At 52.9% G+C, this 16,290-nt stretch carries 20 protein-coding genes; 7 read left to right on the top strand and 13 right to left on the bottom strand.

Features of this window, described 5'->3' with window-relative positions; all coding sequences use genetic code 11:
- Positions 1-54 precede the first annotated feature (54 nt).
- The 4 genes from CWE14_RS02670 to CWE14_RS02655 form a co-directional block, all read right to left on the bottom strand.
- The gene (locus tag CWE14_RS02670) at positions 55-264 is read right to left on the bottom strand and encodes a DUF3185 family protein (protein WP_126797954.1); all 210 of its coding nucleotides are present in this window, start codon (positions 262-264) and stop codon (positions 55-57) included.
- A 68-nt stretch (positions 265-332) separates the two neighbouring features.
- A complete protein-coding gene (locus tag CWE14_RS02665; protein ID WP_126797953.1) occupies positions 333-2,276 on the bottom strand; it encodes a PAS domain-containing protein in 1,944 nt (647 codons plus the stop codon).
- The gene (locus tag CWE14_RS02660; RefSeq protein WP_126797952.1) at positions 2,225-3,295 is read right to left on the bottom strand and encodes an alpha/beta hydrolase; all 1,071 of its coding nucleotides are present in this window, start codon (positions 3,293-3,295) and stop codon (positions 2,225-2,227) included. Before CWE14_RS02660 ends, CWE14_RS02665 begins: the two co-directional genes overlap by 52 nt.
- Before the next feature lie 9 nt (positions 3,296-3,304).
- Positions 3,305-3,631: a DUF3392 domain-containing protein gene (locus CWE14_RS02655; RefSeq protein ID WP_126797951.1), complete on the bottom strand. Its 327-nt coding sequence runs from the start codon at positions 3,629-3,631 to the stop codon at positions 3,305-3,307.
- 132 nt (positions 3,632-3,763) lie between these two features.
- Between CWE14_RS02655 and xthA the strand changes: the two genes are divergently transcribed.
- On the top strand, positions 3,764-4,582 hold the full coding sequence (gene xthA / locus CWE14_RS02650) for an exodeoxyribonuclease III (protein WP_126797950.1): 819 nt from the start codon (positions 3,764-3,766) through the stop codon (positions 4,580-4,582).
- 4 nt (positions 4,583-4,586) lie between these two features.
- Here xthA and yfbV read toward each other — a convergent pair whose 3' ends face one another.
- Positions 4,587-5,009, bottom strand: a complete 423-nt coding sequence (gene yfbV / locus CWE14_RS02645; protein WP_126797949.1) for a terminus macrodomain insulation protein YfbV — start codon at positions 5,007-5,009, stop codon at positions 4,587-4,589.
- Between the two features lie 285 nt (positions 5,010-5,294).
- Here yfbV and CWE14_RS02640 point away from each other — a divergent pair, with 285 nt between their 5' ends.
- Genes CWE14_RS02640 through CWE14_RS02625 form a run of 4 tightly spaced genes read left to right on the top strand, consistent with a single transcriptional unit; the run spans position 5,295 to position 7,945 of the window.
- The gene (locus CWE14_RS02640) at positions 5,295-5,798 is read left to right on the top strand and encodes a hypothetical protein (RefSeq protein ID WP_126797948.1); all 504 of its coding nucleotides are present in this window, start codon (positions 5,295-5,297) and stop codon (positions 5,796-5,798) included.
- Positions 5,795-6,145: an arsenate reductase gene (locus CWE14_RS02635; protein ID WP_126797947.1), complete on the top strand. Its 351-nt coding sequence runs from the start codon at positions 5,795-5,797 to the stop codon at positions 6,143-6,145. The genes CWE14_RS02640 and CWE14_RS02635 overlap by 4 nt, the downstream gene beginning before the upstream one ends.
- Positions 6,138-7,295, top strand: coding sequence for a succinyl-diaminopimelate desuccinylase (gene dapE, locus CWE14_RS02630; protein ID WP_126797946.1), 1,158 nt, complete (start codon positions 6,138-6,140; stop codon positions 7,293-7,295). The genes CWE14_RS02635 and dapE overlap by 8 nt, the downstream gene beginning before the upstream one ends.
- The gene (locus CWE14_RS02625; protein ID WP_126797945.1) at positions 7,292-7,945 is read left to right on the top strand and encodes a M15 family metallopeptidase; all 654 of its coding nucleotides are present in this window, start codon (positions 7,292-7,294) and stop codon (positions 7,943-7,945) included. Before dapE ends, CWE14_RS02625 begins: the two co-directional genes overlap by 4 nt.
- A gap of 13 nt (positions 7,946-7,958) precedes the next feature.
- Here the strand turns inward: CWE14_RS02625 and purC are convergent, their stop codons facing one another.
- From purC to dapA, 3 genes are read right to left on the bottom strand one after another with little or no spacing between them, the layout of a single operon-like run.
- Positions 7,959-8,669 (bottom strand): phosphoribosylaminoimidazolesuccinocarboxamide synthase, encoded by a 711-nt coding sequence (gene purC, locus CWE14_RS02620; RefSeq protein WP_126788030.1) that lies wholly within the window; start codon positions 8,667-8,669, stop codon positions 7,959-7,961.
- Between the two features lie 26 nt (positions 8,670-8,695).
- Positions 8,696-9,796, bottom strand: coding sequence for an outer membrane protein assembly factor BamC (gene bamC / locus CWE14_RS02615; protein ID WP_126797944.1), 1,101 nt, complete (start codon positions 9,794-9,796; stop codon positions 8,696-8,698).
- A gap of 10 nt (positions 9,797-9,806) precedes the next feature.
- Complete coding sequence (gene dapA / locus CWE14_RS02610) at positions 9,807-10,685, bottom strand: 4-hydroxy-tetrahydrodipicolinate synthase (RefSeq protein ID WP_126797943.1); 879 nt, start codon at positions 10,683-10,685, stop codon at positions 9,807-9,809.
- A 141-nt stretch (positions 10,686-10,826) separates the two neighbouring features.
- Here dapA and bcp point away from each other — a divergent pair, with 141 nt between their 5' ends.
- Entirely contained in the window at positions 10,827-11,288 is a 462-nt protein-coding gene (gene bcp, locus CWE14_RS02605; RefSeq protein ID WP_126797942.1) for a thioredoxin-dependent thiol peroxidase, read from the top strand.
- 12 nt (positions 11,289-11,300) lie between these two features.
- On the opposite strand, the gene CWE14_RS02600 is transcribed toward bcp, so the two are convergent.
- From CWE14_RS02600 to ltaE, 5 genes are all read right to left on the bottom strand, one after another.
- On the bottom strand, positions 11,301-11,900 hold the full coding sequence (locus CWE14_RS02600) for an ABC-type transport auxiliary lipoprotein family protein (RefSeq protein WP_126797941.1): 600 nt from the start codon (positions 11,898-11,900) through the stop codon (positions 11,301-11,303).
- Positions 11,897-12,814: an MlaD family protein gene (locus tag CWE14_RS02595; RefSeq protein WP_126797940.1), complete on the bottom strand. Its 918-nt coding sequence runs from the start codon at positions 12,812-12,814 to the stop codon at positions 11,897-11,899. Before CWE14_RS02595 ends, CWE14_RS02600 begins: the two co-directional genes overlap by 4 nt.
- The gene (locus CWE14_RS02590; protein ID WP_126797939.1) at positions 12,815-13,612 is read right to left on the bottom strand and encodes an ABC transporter ATP-binding protein; all 798 of its coding nucleotides are present in this window, start codon (positions 13,610-13,612) and stop codon (positions 12,815-12,817) included.
- Positions 13,606-14,742 carry an MlaE family ABC transporter permease gene (locus CWE14_RS02585; protein ID WP_241972298.1) on the bottom strand — a complete coding sequence of 379 codons (1,137 nt, stop codon included), beginning with the start codon at positions 14,740-14,742 and terminating at the stop codon, positions 13,606-13,608. Before CWE14_RS02585 ends, CWE14_RS02590 begins: the two co-directional genes overlap by 7 nt.
- Positions 14,743-14,849: 107 nt before the next feature.
- Positions 14,850-15,869, bottom strand: a complete 1,020-nt coding sequence (ltaE, locus tag CWE14_RS02580) for a low-specificity L-threonine aldolase (protein WP_126798156.1) — start codon at positions 15,867-15,869, stop codon at positions 14,850-14,852.
- A 110-nt stretch (positions 15,870-15,979) separates the two neighbouring features.
- Between ltaE and CWE14_RS02575 the strand changes: the two genes are divergently transcribed.
- Positions 15,980-16,150 carry a YqaE/Pmp3 family membrane protein gene (locus CWE14_RS02575; RefSeq protein ID WP_126788038.1) on the top strand — a complete coding sequence of 57 codons (171 nt, stop codon included), beginning with the start codon at positions 15,980-15,982 and terminating at the stop codon, positions 16,148-16,150.
- The last annotated feature ends 140 nt before the right edge of the window (positions 16,151-16,290 follow it).

Raw genomic sequence — 16,290 nt, 5'->3', positions numbered from 1 at the left:
TTTGCTAGTGACGGTCAATAGCTACGTTAAGCCGTTAACCTTGGCGTTGGGTGATTATTTGCCGCGTACAAAGCCGCGAATGACGCCACCAATGCCGATAATTGCCAGCACAGCGCCGGAAATCAGAAACCAGATGGAGTTATCGGTCGGTTGCCCCTGGAATGTTTCGCTTACCTCAGATGCAATAGACTGTGACTCCTGGTAACCGAAGTACAATAAAATTAAACCAGCAATGAGAATGGCGAGTGAAATAAACTTATCCATAAATTGACTCCTGTATTGTTGTCATAAACAACCGTAGAACAAGACCTTAGGGAACGCCAACTTAATAGCTAAGATTTTCGATAGGTTAACTCATGAACATGGGTCAAAGCTTGACGAATTTCGGTCAGACGAAAGGGTTTGGTCAGGTAGGCATTCATACCCGCCGCCATCGCACGTTGGCGCATGGTCGGCATTGCATTTGCGGTCAGACCGACAATGTAAGGTTGCTTTAACGCTTGCTGGCGGATGCGGATTGTTGCTTCAACACCATCCAGATCAGGCATATGGATATCCATAAAGACGACATCAAATTCCTGGCTTTGCAACACCTGTAGCCCCATTTCCGCTGAGGATGTGGCCACGTACACCTGCTCCAGGCTGCTCAGCATTTCACCAAGAATCAGCTGGTTGACGTCATTGTCGTCAATCACCAGAATCCGATACACAGGCAATCGTGTCAGACCTTTACTGGCCGCCATAGCAGGCTCAGTTGCCGCAACCGGTAAGGTGATGGTAAAGGTACTGCCGAAGCCGGGTTCGCTTTGCACCTCTGCTAGCCCTCCCATTAACTGCACCAGGCTACGCACTATACCCAGGCCAAGCCCGCCACCTGGCTTAGGGTGCATGGACTCCTCGCTTTCCTGCTCAAATACATTCCAGACTTTTTCAGTGTCTTCAATGCCCATCCCTGAGTCGGCTACCTGCAAGGTCAGGACATCGTTGTGCCAGCTTAAGGTCACCCGAATAAAGCCGATTTTGGTGAATTTGAATGCGTTATTCACCAAATTCACCGCGATCTGTAAAAAGCGTGACTTATCCAGCAATACCCATTCGGGTACCCCGTCCCCCCGTTCAACCTGATAGTCAATGCTACGCCGACGCGCCTGTTCACCGAACAATGACTGCAAATGGGTAAGCAAACTATCGCAACTTTGTACGCTTGGTTTAATCTCCAGCTTGCCCTGATCGGCGCGGCTGATATCAATCGCATCGTTCAGCGTGTTGAGAAGATAATCGCCACTCTCCTGAATGGTCTCCAGCAATTGCCGCTGGTAGTCATCCAGTTCAGTGCTCGCCAAGACAGATGCCAGGCCGAGAATACCGTGCAATGGGGTACGGATTTCATGCGACATATTGGCCAGAAACAAGGTGCGCGACCGAGCTGCTTCGCGTGCGTCCAGTTCCGCCTGCCGTTGCTTAGAGATATCAGTGTGGGTTCCGGCAACGCGCACCGGTTCAGCGCTATTCCACTCCACAACTTTACCGCGGTCAAGTACATGCAGGTAGTGGCCGCGGGTGTGACGAATACGATAAACATGTTCATAAAATGGCGTATTAGCGGACAAATGCATTTGCAATGCCCGATGCCAGCCCTCCCGATCTTCAGGGTGGATCAGGCTTTCCCATAGGGCCACAGACACCTGCGGTGGATTGTCATCGAGCCCGTACATGGTCAGCCAGCGTTGATTAACCTGCAGCGTGTTGTGTTGCGGTGCCCAGTCCCAGCTGCCGAGCCGGGTCCCGTCAAGAACCATCTGTAGCTGGCTACGTTCCGCCAGTAGTGCCAGTTCCAGGTTTTTACGCGTGGTTATATCCAGCAGATAGCCGATCATGTAACGCACGACCCCCTGCTCGTCCCGCTCAACCATGGTGGTATCAGCCACCCATACTTCGCGTCCGTCGGCACGCAGCAGCCGATAGTCCTCGTGGGAAAACGAACTCGACGTCTGATCCTGCAGTCCGGCCAGTACTTCCTCACTGACCCGCTCGACATCGTCCGGGTGGACGATATCAATGAACGCCACCCGGCGGCTGTAAAAATCCTCTTTACTGTAGCCGATCAGTTCTCGGACATTGTCAGTGCAATGCAGCACAGGCCAACCCGGGGAATGGTCCCAAACGAACAGGGTAATGTCGTCATTCGCCGAAAACAGTTCAGCCAGCTCACGGGCAATAATCATCAGCGCTGCCAGAGCTCCACATGCTCGCCCAGGGTCCCTTTTTGCTGCCATTCAGCAAATTGATCCGCCATGCGGTAACCTACCTCGACCGCTTTTTTCCAGTATTTCTGCCGCGTCTCGGCATCCAGTTTAACGAAGTCATTGCGGTCCGGGATTTTGCCGTAGGGCAAAGCGTCGAGGAAGGCCTGACTGGGATGCATAAAAATCACATTCGGCCATTGCTTACCCGAGGTCCGGCGCCAACTCAGCTTTTTATCAAACCAGCCTGGGATCACCTGTGAGTGGAAATGCGGATAGAGCACCAGGCCCGACTGTCGTGACAGATCGACATCGAAATGGTAGTCGGTAATGCCACCGTCTCGATAAACCCCTGGGGGCGCGCCCGGAATATCCCGTACCCCTTGCAACACCATGGGGATAGAGCCCGTTGCCAGTAGTGTCTGGCGAAAATTCTCGGTGCTTAACGCAACCCGACTGGTTGGCAGATCGTCCCAGTGCTCGCCCAGATCCGTTCCCGCCTGAGGGTGATGGAAAATAACCCGTTCAAATGCAGACTTGAGGGCTCGTCGGCTGAGTAAATTGCCCGCCGCCGCCCGGGCCAATCCTATCGCCTGACGGCGACGCGACTCAAGCGCTGCCCAGCCATTGCAGCGGGCAACAATCATATGGTGGAGAAAAGTCTGCTGGTTCAGCATTTCACTGATATCCGCATCGCTGACGTAATGCTCAAGTAAGGCTTTGGCGTTGTCGGTTATTTCTGCGGCGGTCGGTTTGGCACTGTAGGTTTGTGCCCGATAAAGCTCGCAGAACAGTTCGCTGGCTTTCGCCGCATGCGCGCGACCAAGACTGGCAAAGCGCCACGCCCCGGCCGAGGTGCCGAGTAACTGCAATGGCGTTTTGCGCTGGGCAAAAAACTCTCCAAACAGATAGTTATCCAGCCCCTGCAACACAAACCATTTCGGTCCGCCTGAGGCACCCAGCAACAAATTGATATCTTCCTGCTGCAGCCCTTTCTCCTGAATATGTAAGTACGCCTCCGCACCGGCTTTAATGTTTAACCACTTTGTCATTGCAAATCCTTAAGCCTGACCTTTGCGTTCAGCCAGTACACCCAGCGTAATAGTAACAATCAGTACCACCGGCGCCAGATAGTAATTGGGCAACTGTGCCAACTGACGAGCAAGAAACGGGGTCAGTAAACTGGTTAACAAGCCATACCCGAAGGCACATAACAGAATGAAAAGCGTCGTCCGCAGGACAAAATGATAATGATGAATCTGTCGCCGCACTGCAGCATTAATGTTATTGCCATACAACACCAATAAGGTGGCAACGACCATCAGCGAAACCGCCATAAGGTGCGGTCTAACCCACTGACTGGCTTGAACAATCCAGCTCTCAAACATGTTTCTACTACCCTGTTTCCGGTTCACAAAAGGGGGCAGTATAACGCGCTTTGCGGGCTAACGCATAGCGTCTGAGAGTGCTATCATGAGCTCTTCTGAACCCCGTTCGCTAACACAATTGGATTCGTTTTCATGAAAGTCATTAGTTTTAATATCAACGGCCTGCGAGCCCGGCTTCACCAGCTTCAGGCACTTATCGAGAAACATCAGCCAGATGTCATCGGGCTGCAGGAAACCAAAGTACATGACGATGCTTTTCCGTTGCAGGACGTTGAAGCCATGGGTTACCAGGTCGTTTTTCACGGCCAGAAAGGTCACTACGGCGTCGCTTTAATGAGCAAATTGCCGATACAGGACGTGAGCTACGGTTTCCCCACCGATGATGACGATGCGCAGCGGCGTATGATCATGGCAACGGTGACCGCTGCCAACGGTGAACTGGTGCGCGTTATGAATGGCTATTTCCCGCAGGGCGAAAGCCGTGACCACCCGGTCAAATTCCCTGCCAAGGAGAAATTCTACGCCGACCTGATGAATTATCTTGAGCAGGACTTAAGCCCGCAACAGCCTGTCGTGCTGATGGGCGATATGAATATTTCATCCAAAGATTGCGATATTGGAATCGGCGATGCCAATGCCAAACGCTGGTTGCGTACCGGTAAGTGCAGTTTCTTACCGGAAGAGCGAGAGTGGATGCAACGGTTGATGGATTGGGGTTTTAGTGACACCTTCCGTGATGCAAACCCAGATGTAACCGACCAGTTCAGCTGGTTTGATTACCGCTCAAAAGGCTTTCTCGACAACCGCGGACTGCGGATTGACCTGATCCTGGCCACCGCCCCCTTGGCACCCAAGTGTGTCGAGACGGGTATCGATTACGAACTGCGCGGTATCGAAAAGCCATCGGATCATGCGCCGATCTGGTCAACCTTTAAGCTAAGCGACTCGTAACAACTCAGTACTGATCAGGTGGTAACTCGCTAAGCGCTTTACGCAGGATCAGCGCCAAATCGATATAACAGGGCCCCGGGCGATGTGACGGCAGACGCACATCCTGCCCGGCGACCTGCAGCTTACTTTGCAATTCAAAATACCAGCCGCGAAGATTCAATGGCAGCTCACTATAAGCCCGCTTTCCCAGCCAGTAATACCCTTGCAACGGCAGCAGCAATAAAAACATAGACGCCATAATAATCATCGGTAAATGGTCAGTACCGAGCCAGAACCACTGCACGCCAAAATTTGTGACCGCCGCAGCCGGCAACATCCAGCTTACCAAGCGGGTTAACGGAATAATTTGCGCTTCGGGTAACGCACCAACAACCGCATGGTTTGGCCACAGTTTCATATACCGCCAGCCGTTTGCAAACACCTTCATCACCTACCTGCCTCTTTACGAATCACTGAGCTAGCCCTCATGGGCTTAGTGTAATCCTTTTCCACGCAACCACCAATGGCCGTTTTTAGCATCACTACGTTCACAATCTGAGCGTAGCGGACAGATATCAACCAGTGGTATTACTGCTTAATTATCAGCAACTTGCAATCTTGCGGTCAGGTAACTAACAAAGTTATCCACAGAAAATGGGGATAGCCTGCAAATTGCCAAATGGCCAGCGATTTGTCACACTCAGGCTTCTGCTCACAAGGATAAGCTGACACTGTGTATTTATTAGACCATCCGACTCAATATGGCACGCTGCAACAGCGGATTCTGTCACCTGCCAACGGCGTTGCTTCAGCGCTTAGCGAGAGCCCGTTAGCACTCGACCGTCTGGCGATTCCAGGACCAGGGGCGCGAATTAAACTGCGCACACAACGTATCCTGGCACCGGCCCGCTGTAAAATATTGAGTGTGTCTGCGGACCGCTGTGAGTGGCGCTTAGCGCTCAACAAATCACTCCAGTTACGTCTTCTGCTAAGCAGCAGTGCAGCCTTGCCACTGGCAAACAGTCCCTGTCAGCCGGGCGATATTGTAACCCCCAAAGCAACCCTGTTTACATTAACCCCTGAGGCATTGCGTCAGGACCCGGTATTAACCCTCAATCTTCTCAGCGAACAGACTAAGCTCGGCCTTTTTGTCCACAGCGGGCAACACCGTGCCGGCGAAGATGTTTTATTCAGTTTAATTGAGCTTTCACAAGAGGTTTTAGAACACGACTTATGAGCACAGTCCTATTTGGTATAAAAAACTGCGATACGGTGAAGAAGGCTCAGCGTTTTCTTACCACTCATGATATCCCGTTTGAATTTTCCGATTTTCGCGACGAGCAACCGACGGCTGAACAAATCCAGAGCTGGATAGCCATCCTCGGCCTGGAAACCCTGGTTAATAAACGCAGCACCACCTTTCGCCAGCTTGACGACGACGCTAAGCAAAGCAACGACGCCAAACGTTGGGTTGAGCTTATTCAGCAACAGCCAACCCTTATCAAACGCCCGTTGTTAAAGCACGACGGTAGCCTGTATTGTGGCTTCAGCGATAAAAAATATCAGGAAATTTTCCATGTCTGAACAGACGCACCCAACCCTGCAACTGGCCCGCGAGCTCATCGCCCGACCCTCGGTCACCCCAGAGGACGCTGGTTGCCAGCAAATCATTGGTAAACGTCTGCAGGCACTCGGTTTTCAACTTGAAAGCATGGTCTTTGAAGATACCACCAACCTTTGGGCTCGGCGCGACAGTCAGCCCGGCGGCCTGTTTTGTTTTGCCGGTCACACCGATGTGGTGCCGGCTGGTGATCTCGACAAATGGAACACCCCGCCCTTTGAACCAACTGACATTGACGGTGTTCTGTTTGGTCGCGGGGCTGCCGATATGAAAGGTAGCCTGGCGGCTATGGTAGTGGCCTGCGAACGTTTTATCGAAAAGCACCCAGAACACAAAGGCTCGGTCAGTTTTCTGATCACCAGCGACGAAGAAGGCCCGTTTATCAATGGCACCACACGGGTTATCGATACGCTGGAAGCACGTAACGAAAAAATACGCTGGTGTATTGTCGGCGAACCTTCCAGTACCAGTTATTGTGGCGATATCATCAAAAATGGGCGCCGCGGCAGTTTAACCGGTGACCTCCAGGTCTGGGGCATTCAGGGTCATGTCGCCTACCCTCACCTGGCCCGCAACCCGGTCCATCAGGCGGCACCCGCATTGCACGAACTGGCGGAAACAGTCTGGGACGAGGGCAACGACTACTTCCCGCCGACCAGTTTCCAGATCTCCAACCTGCATGCGGGAACTGGTGCAGGCAACGTCATTCCCGGCACGCTGCATGTCTCGTTTAATCTGCGCTACAGTACCGAGAATACCGCTGAGCAGCTAAAAGACCGCATTTTGCGTATTTTTGACGGGTACGGCCTAGACTATGCTATCCACTGGACCCACAACGGGCAGCCGTTTTTGACCACCGACAGTGGCGAACTGGTTCAGGCCACCCGCGAGGCTGTTAAATCGGTGACCGGTCATCTGCCCAAACTGTCCACCGCGGGTGGCACCTCGGATGGCCGCTTTATTGCGCCAACCGGCGCTGAAGTGCTGGAACTCGGGCCGGTTAATGCATCGATTCATAAGGTCAATGAATATGTCAGTCATAAAGATCTGATCGAGCTGACTGATATGTATGAGCGGACTCTAATCAACCTATTGGTGAACAACAAAGAATGACAAACCCGGACTACCAGACGCTGACCGGACTCACTGCGACCCATGTAGCGGCAGAGATTGACGGCTGTCCGCTCCACCCTCAGACGGTCGCTGCCTTTACCCGCATGCAGCAGGCAGCAGCAAGCGCTGGGCACGATCTGCGCGTTGCCAGTGGCTTTCGCAGTTATCAGCGTCAGCTGGCAATCTGGCAACGCAAAGTTGACGCTCTGGGTACCAACCCGGCTGACGAGGATTTACTGAGCATTTTACATTGGTCAGCGATGCCCGGTGCCAGTCGTCACCACTGGGGGAGCGATTTGGATGTCTTCGACAAAACAGCATTGGGAGAACAAAGGCTACAACTGGAACCCTGGGAATACGTAGCAGGAGGCCCTTGTGCCCCCTTGTATGACTGGCTGCAACAGCACGCCCATCGTTTTAGCTTTTACTGGCCGTATGATGCAGACCGCGGCGGTGTAGCGCCGGAACCCTGGCATTTAAGCTACGCCCCGGTTTCGCAGCCGTTTCAACAAGCATTCACGCTCGAACACCTGCAAGCCGCCTGGCTAGAACAGCCGCCGGCCGCTTTTGACTGGCTGCAACAAAAAGCGCCTCAGCTATTTGCCCGTTATGTGCAACGGGTTGCTGAGGCGCCTCGCGATTCAGGTTAGCGAATCGGTTGCCTTAAAGCTCTACACCAATCCGTTTGGCGACGGCTTCATAGGCTTCAACCACCCCACCAAGGCCCTGGCGGAAACGGTCTTTGTCCATTTTATCCAGAGTTTCTGCGTCCCACAGGCGGCATCCGTCCGGGGTAAACTCATCACCCAGAACGATCTGGTCGCCAAACAGGCCAAACTCAAGCTTGTAATCCACCAGCAGCAAACCTGCTTTTTCAAACAGCGAGGTCAGCACCTGGTTGACCTTGAAGGTCAGCGCTTTCATCTGCTCGATTTGTGCCTCTGTGGCCCAACCGAAGGTAATGATATGAGACTCGTTGATCATAGGATCATGCAGCGCGTCGTTTTTGAGGAAAAACTCAAACGTCGGCGGATTCAGCGCCTGCCCTTCGGTCACACCCAGACGGCGGACCAAAGAACCCGCGGCACGATTACGCACCACGCATTCAACCGGGATCATCTCCAGCTTTTTAACCAACGACTCAGTATCAGACAGCAGTGCATCTACCTGAGTAGGCACACCAGCCGCTTCCAACTGCTGCATAATAAAATGATTGAACTTGTTATTCACCATACCTTTGCGGTCAAGCTGGTCAATCTTCTCACCATCAAACGCAGAGGTGTCATTACGAAACTGCAGGATCAGGCGGTCAGCGTCGTCTGTGGTGTATACAGTTTTTGCTTTACCGCGGTACAGCTCTTCTCGTTTTTCCATGATTGTTTCTTATCTCACAGCGTTGGTTAATCAGCATGCTCACTGAAAGCTTCAGCAAACACTGGGAACAATTTATCGATGGTTTCTTCATCCAGTACTTCATCGTCGTGGCGGATCACGATGTAAAATACATCATTGACTGCATCGACCTGGAACTCATACCCACTGCCTCGGGGTAAACCAAGTAACCCACGATCTTCAGAACTCCAGAACGCCAGGCGACTCCAGAAACCCGGGCGTCCACCCGGCTGGTAATTGGCGTAGTAAACACCGTCGCGCTGGTTAAGGTCTTCAACTTCAAAACCAAGGTATTCAAGCGCGCCAGGCATCAGAACCCAGCCAGCTTCAAAGTTTACATCCAGCGCATATGCAGGCTCACCCTGTGGGCTTTCAGCATGGCGTAAAGCGCGCGTGGCACGAACCTGAGCAACCCGTTGGTCTTCAAAGTTACGCTGCATACGTAACGATAAATCATTCAGGAAACCCGCTTCTACTTCACGTTGCAAACTGACAGGAACCGCCTGCGGTTCACCATCTTCCAGCCAGCTGACATCAGCCGCCGTCACATCCAGGCGTGCAGAGCGACCATGACTTGGTGCTTGCATTTCGATGCGCAGGTTATACTCAGAGGTCAGTTCTATCCGGTCGCGGCGTAAACGAGCCCAGAAACCTTCACGTGAACGACTGCCTTCAACCGTTTCAATGGTGCCAGTCTGGATATATTCTAATTCGTTTTGCTCAGTAATTTCGATATCGCGTTCAGCCAGCAGGGCCTGCATCTCTTCCCAAACCCATCCGGCCACGTCGTCCATATCTTCGATCGCATCAAACCAGATCCGTGCTTCCCGGCTACCCTCTTCAACCCGGCTACCTGGCACCAATGGCATAACCTGCCGCGGTGAGCGAATGCTCTGCTCAGCGCCAACCGGCCCCCGAGCGGTGTCCAGATTAGGAATACTAAAATCCGGATTCTGGGCAACGTTCTGCATACCTTCCGGTACCAGTAATGCTCCCCGTTGATCAATATCGACGTACTCAAATCCACCTTGGGCCTGGTCACGCTGTGATGTGCACCCTGCCAGTGCGATGACCGTTGTTGTAACGGCTAAACCTCGCCAGAACTTCATGCAAACTCCGTTATTTTAGTAATCCAGCATTATGTAACGCTGCTTCGATAGCTTTCTGGCTCTCAAGTTCCGGAGATGTCAGCGGTAAGCGGTAAAACTCGTTAATCCAGCCTAACCGTGCCATCGCCCACTTCACCGGAATCGGGTTCGCTTCAATGAAAAGTTTGTCATGCAATTCGCGCAATGGCGCGTCCAGTGCTTCAGCCTGATTTCGCTCACCGCGGCGTGCAGAGTCGACCAATGCTTTGATCGTTTTTGGTGCCAGGTTGGCAGTGACGCTGATAACACCATCCCCGCCCTGTAATAAAAACTCACACGCAGTGGGGTCATCGCCACTAAGCAAAATAAACTCGTCACCACAGGCGTCTTTTAGTGCTTTTACCCGGGACACATCACCGGTTGCTTCCTTAATACCTACCACATTGGGTATTTTCGCCAGCTCTGCGACCATCTCCGTCGACAGATCACAGCATGTGCGGCCCGGAACATTGTATAGAATCTGTGGAATGTCAGCGGCTTCGGCTGCAGCGCGATAATGGGCAAGCAAACCGGCACGGCTTGGCTTGTTGTAATAAGGAGTCACGTTCAGGAAGGCATCAACGCCGAGGTTGGCCATACGTTCAGTCAGTTGTACTGACTCAGCAGTGGCATTGGAGCCGTTACCGGCAATAACCTGAATGCGGCCATTGGCTATCTCAACGGTGGCCCGCACTACATCGACATGCTCGTCATGGCTCAGGGTTGGTGACTCGCCCGTGGTACCAACCGCAACAATAGCGTCGGTGCCCTGTTTAATGTGCATTTCAATCAGTTCGGCGAGCAAAGTGTAATCAACATTCCCCTGCTTGGTGAACGGCGTCACCAACGCGACCATACTACCTGTCAGCATAATTTCTCCCAGCGTTGTTTAAGTGCTCAATCTTACTTGCGCGACACCCTAAACACAAGGGTGTAAACAACGACTGGCGGAATGCTTTACCCTATGTTTAGATAGATCGCAGCAAACAAGATAACCAAAAGGAGTTCCCCCATGAAGACCCTGCAAGCGGGCGATCAAGCCCCAAAATTTGAACTACCGGATCAGCAAGGCAACCAGGTTGCACTCAGTGACTTATTAAAGTCGAACCGTGTTCTGGTCTACTTTTACCCCAAAGCGATGACCCCGGGCTGCACCGTCCAGGCTCAACAACTGCGCGATCACAAAGACCAGTTAGCGGAAAAAAATACCATTGCAGTTGGTATTAGCCCGGACGCTCCAAAACGGCTGGCTAAATTTACTGAACGCGATGAACTGAATTTCGTTCTGCTGGGTGATGAAGATCATCAGGTGGCTGAACAATTTGGTGTCTGGGGTTTAAAGAAATTCATGGGCAAAGAATACGATGGAATCCACCGGATCAGCTTTCTAATTGAGCAGGACGGCACTATCAGCCAGGTTTTCGATAAATTTAAAACCAAAGAACACCATCAGGTGGTACTCGACGCGCTCTAATTCACCATGCTTTTAGTCAGGCAGCTGCAGCAACCAATTCAGCAGCTGCCGATTCACCTCACTTAAGGCACTGCTCATTGCCACCACGGCTTCATCGGCGTTGCCCGATCTGAATTCAACCTCAGCACTAAAACTTTCTGCGGCCAGTGACTGGCGGTTTGAGCGTTGCATTACGCCAACATGCAATTCAATCCGCGCCACCGCTTGTCCGCTTTGCTGGCGCACCGAAAAATCACCCAGTTCGGTCAGCAAAATCAGTTCACCCGACGCGCCATCCCGTTCATGGGTGACCGATTCAAATGCGCCGCTTGCCCGCAGCTCCTGCACTATTCGGCTCGCAACCAGAATCGGTGCCCGGTCCGCGAGGCGCAAATTCTGCCAGTAGGCCTGGCCCTGAGCAGTTTGAAATACGCTAACCCGTGCGCTGTCAAAAGCCTGCACGGTTTCCGGCAGACGCACTTCAAGGCTGTATGGCAGGCGTTGCTTAGCTTCAACGACAGACACCTCTGACGGCGCTGGTAAGTGGTAAATACGCACCCGTTCTGGTTCGGGTAGAATGCTGCAGGCAGTGACAAGGCCGAGCCCAACCACAAGTAGTATGATCTGTCTCATGGGTTCACTTCCTCCACTCGCTGACGTTGCAGTAAGAACCCTTGCGGATTCTGCTCTATCTCACGAATTAAACGCTGTAACGAGCGCATGGTACGGCTGACATCTTCAATCGCCGGACCAGTTTGTTGCATTCCCTGCAGCGTGCGTTGCAGGGCTTCGTCGTTATCCTGCAGTAAGTGCTGGATCTCCGTGCTGCTCTGGGCAATCGAATCCATCGCCCGTTGCAGCGACTGCAGCGATGCGTTTCCTTCTTCCTCTAACAAGCGCGCACTCTGCGTCGCCAGGGCGCCAAAGGCATTAATACTGACCCGTATCTCGGCCAGGGTCTCGCCAAGTTCATCGCGCTGTTCAGTCAACATCGCCGTCATTTGCTCGACGTTATCGAGAATTCCCGCCACCCGCTGCGAGTTGTCATCAGAAAACATTGCATTCACATTCTGCACCAGGTTGTTGATGTCGCCCAGCAGGCTCTCACTGTTCGCCAGTAAACGGTTCAGACCCGACTGTTCAGCATGAATCACCGCCGGGTTCTCTGCGCTGCCGGTAAGACGCGGGCTCTCCGGAGTACCGCCATACAAACGGATCAGCGCACTCCCCGTGATATTAGCCAGACCCAACCGGGCGCCGGTATCTTCGCGCACCGGGGTATCAGCATTGACCCGGATACGTACCCGAACGACCCGCGGGTCCTTGTCATCGAGGCGCAGGTTTTGCACATCGCCCACGGTAATTCCGCTGTATTCCACCGGACTGCCAGGGGTCAGGCCACTGACTTCATCGCTAAAGACCACCTCGTAGTAATGCAGGTCGCGATCAATATTGCTTTTACCTAACCACAGCGCGACCGCCACCATCAGCGCAATCGCGAGCAGGACAAAACTACCGACTAACACATGGCGTGCATTTGTTTCCATTTAAGCGTCCTCTTCTGCATTGACTGGGTGGCGTTTTCCCTGTTGCGCGGCGCGACCTCGCGGACCCTGAAAGTACGCCTGAATCCATTGATCCGGATGCGTCGCTACACGTTCTGGGGTATCCACCACCAGCACTTTGCGTTCAGCCAGTACCGCGACCCGGTCACTGACCTTAAAAATACTATCTACATCGTGGGTGACCAGGAATACGGTTAATCCGAGCGCGCGTTGCACCGTGACTAATAGCTCATCAAAGTCATTGGCGCCAATCGGGTCCAGCCCGGCGGTGGGTTCATCCAGAAACAGAAAATCCGGTTCCAGTATCAAGGCTCTGGCCAGCGCGACCCGTTTGATCATGCCTCCTGATAATGACTGCACACTGTTGTCAGCGACTGCAGACGACAGACCAACCAGACGCAACTTCATCAGCGCCAGTGCTTCCGCATCCTCTGCTGGCAACGACAAATGCTCTTGCAACGGCAGCAATACGTTTTCCAGTACAGTCAGCGACGAATACAATGCGCCACGCTGGAATAGAACTCCCATTCGTCGCTCCAGCTGCACGCGTTGCTCGCTGTCGGCGCGCAACAGGTCAACGCCGTCAACCTCAATCTGCCCTGCACTCGGCCTATGCAGCCCAAGAATACTGCGCATCAGCACCGACTTACCGGACCCCGAACCGCCCACCACGGTCAGTATCTCACCCTGCGCGACATCAAGATCCAGCTGCTCGTGAACCAGGTTGTCACCAAATTGGTTGTGTAATCCACGAACGCTGATAATTCCTTTGCTCACCATCCCATCTCCAGGAAAAACAAAGCAAATAAAGCATCCAACAGAATCACCATAAATATCGACTGCACCACGCTGGAAGTTGTATGTTCACCCACTGACTGCGCGCTACCCGCCACTTTAAAGCCTTCCAGACAGCCTATCAGGGCAATCACAAAGGCAAACACCGGCGCTTTACCCAAACCGACCCAGAAATGAACGGGTTCAATGTCGCGCGAAAAAATATGCATAAACAGCGCCGGTGAAATATCCAGTGCCAGCCAGCAGACCAGCATTCCCCCCAACACCCCGCATAGCATCGCAATTAAGGTTAGTACCGGCAGGCTAATCAACATCGCCAGTAAGCGCGGCAACACCAGCACTTCAACCGGGTTAAGCCCTTGCGCGCGCAATGCATCAATTTCCACATTGGCTTTCATCGAGCCAAGCTGAGCGGTAAAGGCACTGGCAGTCCGCCCCGCCAGCAGTATTGCTGCCAGCAGGACTGCAAATTCACGTAAGAACGCAAACCCAACCAGGTTTACGGTGTAAACGGCGGCGCCAAATTCATCCAGTACCCGGGCGCCGAGAAACGCAATCACCGCACCGACCAAAAAAGTCAGCAGGGCAACAATTGGAATAGCGTTGATGCCAATCTGTTCGACCTGCGCCGCGGTTGCGGTATAACGCCAGCGTGAGGGGCGAAAAAGAGTTCTGCTCAGGTTATCCAGTGCCAGCCCAAGAAAGGCCAATAGCTGCTTTTGTTGCTGCAGGACACTGCAGGTTACCCGGCCAATCTGTTCCAGCCATTGCCGTAGCGGGTTGTCCCCGCCGTGCTGCGGTGCTTGCTCGTCTTTACAGGCCTGTAATACCAGTGTCGCCAGCTTCTGCTGTTGCCCGGCTAACTGCGCATTTTCAATCAGCTCAGTACCAAAATACTGCTGCAGGAGAAATACCCCTGCGCTATCAAGGCGACTGATATCGCGCCCATCCAGTGTGCTGACCGCGGTCATTTGCCCATCGCTCAGAGCACTCAATGCGGCTTTTGCTTGCTCATACTGCTGCAATGTCCAGTCACCGCATAAGCGAAGTTGCTGTTCCGGGGAGTCCTGATTTTCGCTCTGCTCAGCGTGCTCGATATGCGGTCGATGCGACACGTTGCGATCCTTTTAATTTACGGTGACTGACAAAATTTTCTATAATCCTTAAGTCATAAACATATCACAGAGCTGATTTGCCGCCAGTTCACCGCCCGTTTAGTTTGCTATGGAACAAGTAATTGATTCATCGTGCGAATCACCTGTTCAACCTGAGCACTGCTGACATCAAGGTGGGTCACCAGGCGCATTGCCTGTTGCGGCGGTACCAGAATGCCCTGCTCGCGTAATCCAGCCGACAACTGCCTGGCCTGCTCCGGATCCCCAAAATTCAGATACACCATATTAGTTTGCACCGGCTCGACGCTAAACTGGCCGTGCTTTGAAGCAATTTCACTTAGTCCCTCAGCCAGACGCTGCGCGTGGTGATGGTCTTCCGCCAGGCGCTGAACATGATTATCCAACGCATAGTCGACCGCTGCGGCAAGCACTCCGGCCTGACGCATACCGCCGCCCAGCATTTTCCGCCAACGCCGGGCGCGCCCGACAATCGCTGCAGACTCACATAGCATCGACCCAACAGGCGCACCCAGACCTTTCGAAAAGCACACCGACACACTGTCAAACGGGGCCGCTAATTCAGCCACCGACAAACCAGTTGCTATGCTCGCATTGAATAAACGGGCACCGTCAAGATGCAAATTCAGGCCGTACTTATCCGCCAGCTCGCGTGCATCCAGCATCGCTTGCTGTGGCACCACTTTGCCAACGTGGGTATTTTCCAGCGCTATCAGCCGCGAAATCGGGAAATGTGGGTCATCGGCCTTAATCGCGCCTTCAATATCGCTGATCTGTACACTGCCATCGGCCTGTAGCGGAAGCGTTTGCGGCACAATACCGCCCAGCACCGCCGCGCCACCCGCTTCGTATTTGTAGGTGTGGTATGGCGCACCGACCAGATACTCCTCACCGCGCTGACACTGGCTCATAATGCCGAGCAGGTTACTCTGGGTGCCGCTGCTACAGAACAAGGCCGCCTCTTTGCCAAGCAATGTGGCGACACGTTGCTCAAGGGCATTCACCGTAGGGTCTTCCCCGTAAACATCGTCACCGACTAGCGCTGAAGCCATCGCATCGCGCATCGCCGGGGTCGGTTTAGTTAGGGTATCGCTGCGTAAATCAATCATGGTTTCCGGCTGCATTCAGCATCTCCTGAAATTTTAACTACACTTATTTCGACTACACGTATTTTAACGACGCTTACTAGTACACTGTTGTACACAAGGAGTTTTTTACTATGCGAATTCTTATCGCGATCTTATTACCCTGGCTGGCATTTTTCACCATAGGGCGTCCATTCGCAGGTATTATTTGTCTTATCCTTCAGCTCACTTTGATCGGTTGGGCTCCAGCCGCTATCTGGGCTGCCTTCTCAGTCAACAAGCATTACGTTGATAAAAACACCTGATTTAAGAGCGTGATAATTTTTCTAAATAACTTTTTTAAACAACGTATTTCTAAACAAAATATCTCTTAACAAAAACGCCGGCGCTTGGGAAAAACGCCGGCGTTTTGCTGTTACCCACCCAAGTGTCTAACCTGGGTGTC

It is taken from the genome of Aliidiomarina soli (assembly GCF_003986975.1).
GTDB lineage: Bacteria > Pseudomonadota > Gammaproteobacteria > Enterobacterales > Alteromonadaceae > Aliidiomarina > Aliidiomarina soli.
The sequence above is the reverse complement of the archived record's forward strand: the minus strand, read 5'-3'. Positions and strand labels throughout refer to the sequence as shown.

Bases quoted from the DNA above. Each gene is read 5' to 3' on its own strand.
- CWE14_RS02670 (WP_126797954.1), bottom strand. From the start codon at position 264: ATGGATAAGTTTATTTCACTCGCCATTCTCATTGCTGGTTTAATTTTA.
- CWE14_RS02665 (WP_126797953.1), bottom strand. From the start codon at position 2,276: ATGGCAGCAAAAAGGGACCCTGGGCGAGCATGTGGAGCTCTGGCAGCG.
- CWE14_RS02660 (WP_126797952.1), bottom strand. From the start codon at position 3,295: ATGACAAAGTGGTTAAACATTAAAGCCGGTGCGGAGGCGTACTTACAT.
- CWE14_RS02655 (WP_126797951.1), bottom strand. From the start codon at position 3,631: ATGTTTGAGAGCTGGATTGTTCAAGCCAGTCAGTGGGTTAGACCGCAC.
- xthA (WP_126797950.1), top strand. From the start codon at position 3,764: ATGAAAGTCATTAGTTTTAATATCAACGGCCTGCGAGCCCGGCTTCAC.
- yfbV (WP_126797949.1), bottom strand. From the start codon at position 5,009: ATGAAGGTGTTTGCAAACGGCTGGCGGTATATGAAACTGTGGCCAAAC.
- CWE14_RS02635 (WP_126797947.1), top strand. From the start codon at position 5,795: ATGAGCACAGTCCTATTTGGTATAAAAAACTGCGATACGGTGAAGAAG.
- dapE (WP_126797946.1), top strand. From the start codon at position 6,138: ATGTCTGAACAGACGCACCCAACCCTGCAACTGGCCCGCGAGCTCATC.
- CWE14_RS02625 (WP_126797945.1), top strand. From the start codon at position 7,292: ATGACAAACCCGGACTACCAGACGCTGACCGGACTCACTGCGACCCAT.
- purC (WP_126788030.1), bottom strand. From the start codon at position 8,669: ATGGAAAAACGAGAAGAGCTGTACCGCGGTAAAGCAAAAACTGTATAC.
- bamC (WP_126797944.1), bottom strand. From the start codon at position 9,796: ATGAAGTTCTGGCGAGGTTTAGCCGTTACAACAACGGTCATCGCACTG.
- dapA (WP_126797943.1), bottom strand. From the start codon at position 10,685: ATGCTGACAGGTAGTATGGTCGCGTTGGTGACGCCGTTCACCAAGCAG.
- bcp (WP_126797942.1), top strand. From the start codon at position 10,827: ATGAAGACCCTGCAAGCGGGCGATCAAGCCCCAAAATTTGAACTACCG.
- CWE14_RS02600 (WP_126797941.1), bottom strand. From the start codon at position 11,900: ATGAGACAGATCATACTACTTGTGGTTGGGCTCGGCCTTGTCACTGCC.
- CWE14_RS02595 (WP_126797940.1), bottom strand. From the start codon at position 12,814: ATGGAAACAAATGCACGCCATGTGTTAGTCGGTAGTTTTGTCCTGCTC.
- CWE14_RS02590 (WP_126797939.1), bottom strand. From the start codon at position 13,612: ATGGTGAGCAAAGGAATTATCAGCGTTCGTGGATTACACAACCAATTT.
- ltaE (WP_126798156.1), bottom strand. From the start codon at position 15,869: ATGATTGATTTACGCAGCGATACCCTAACTAAACCGACCCCGGCGATG.
- CWE14_RS02575 (WP_126788038.1), top strand. From the start codon at position 15,980: ATGCGAATTCTTATCGCGATCTTATTACCCTGGCTGGCATTTTTCACC.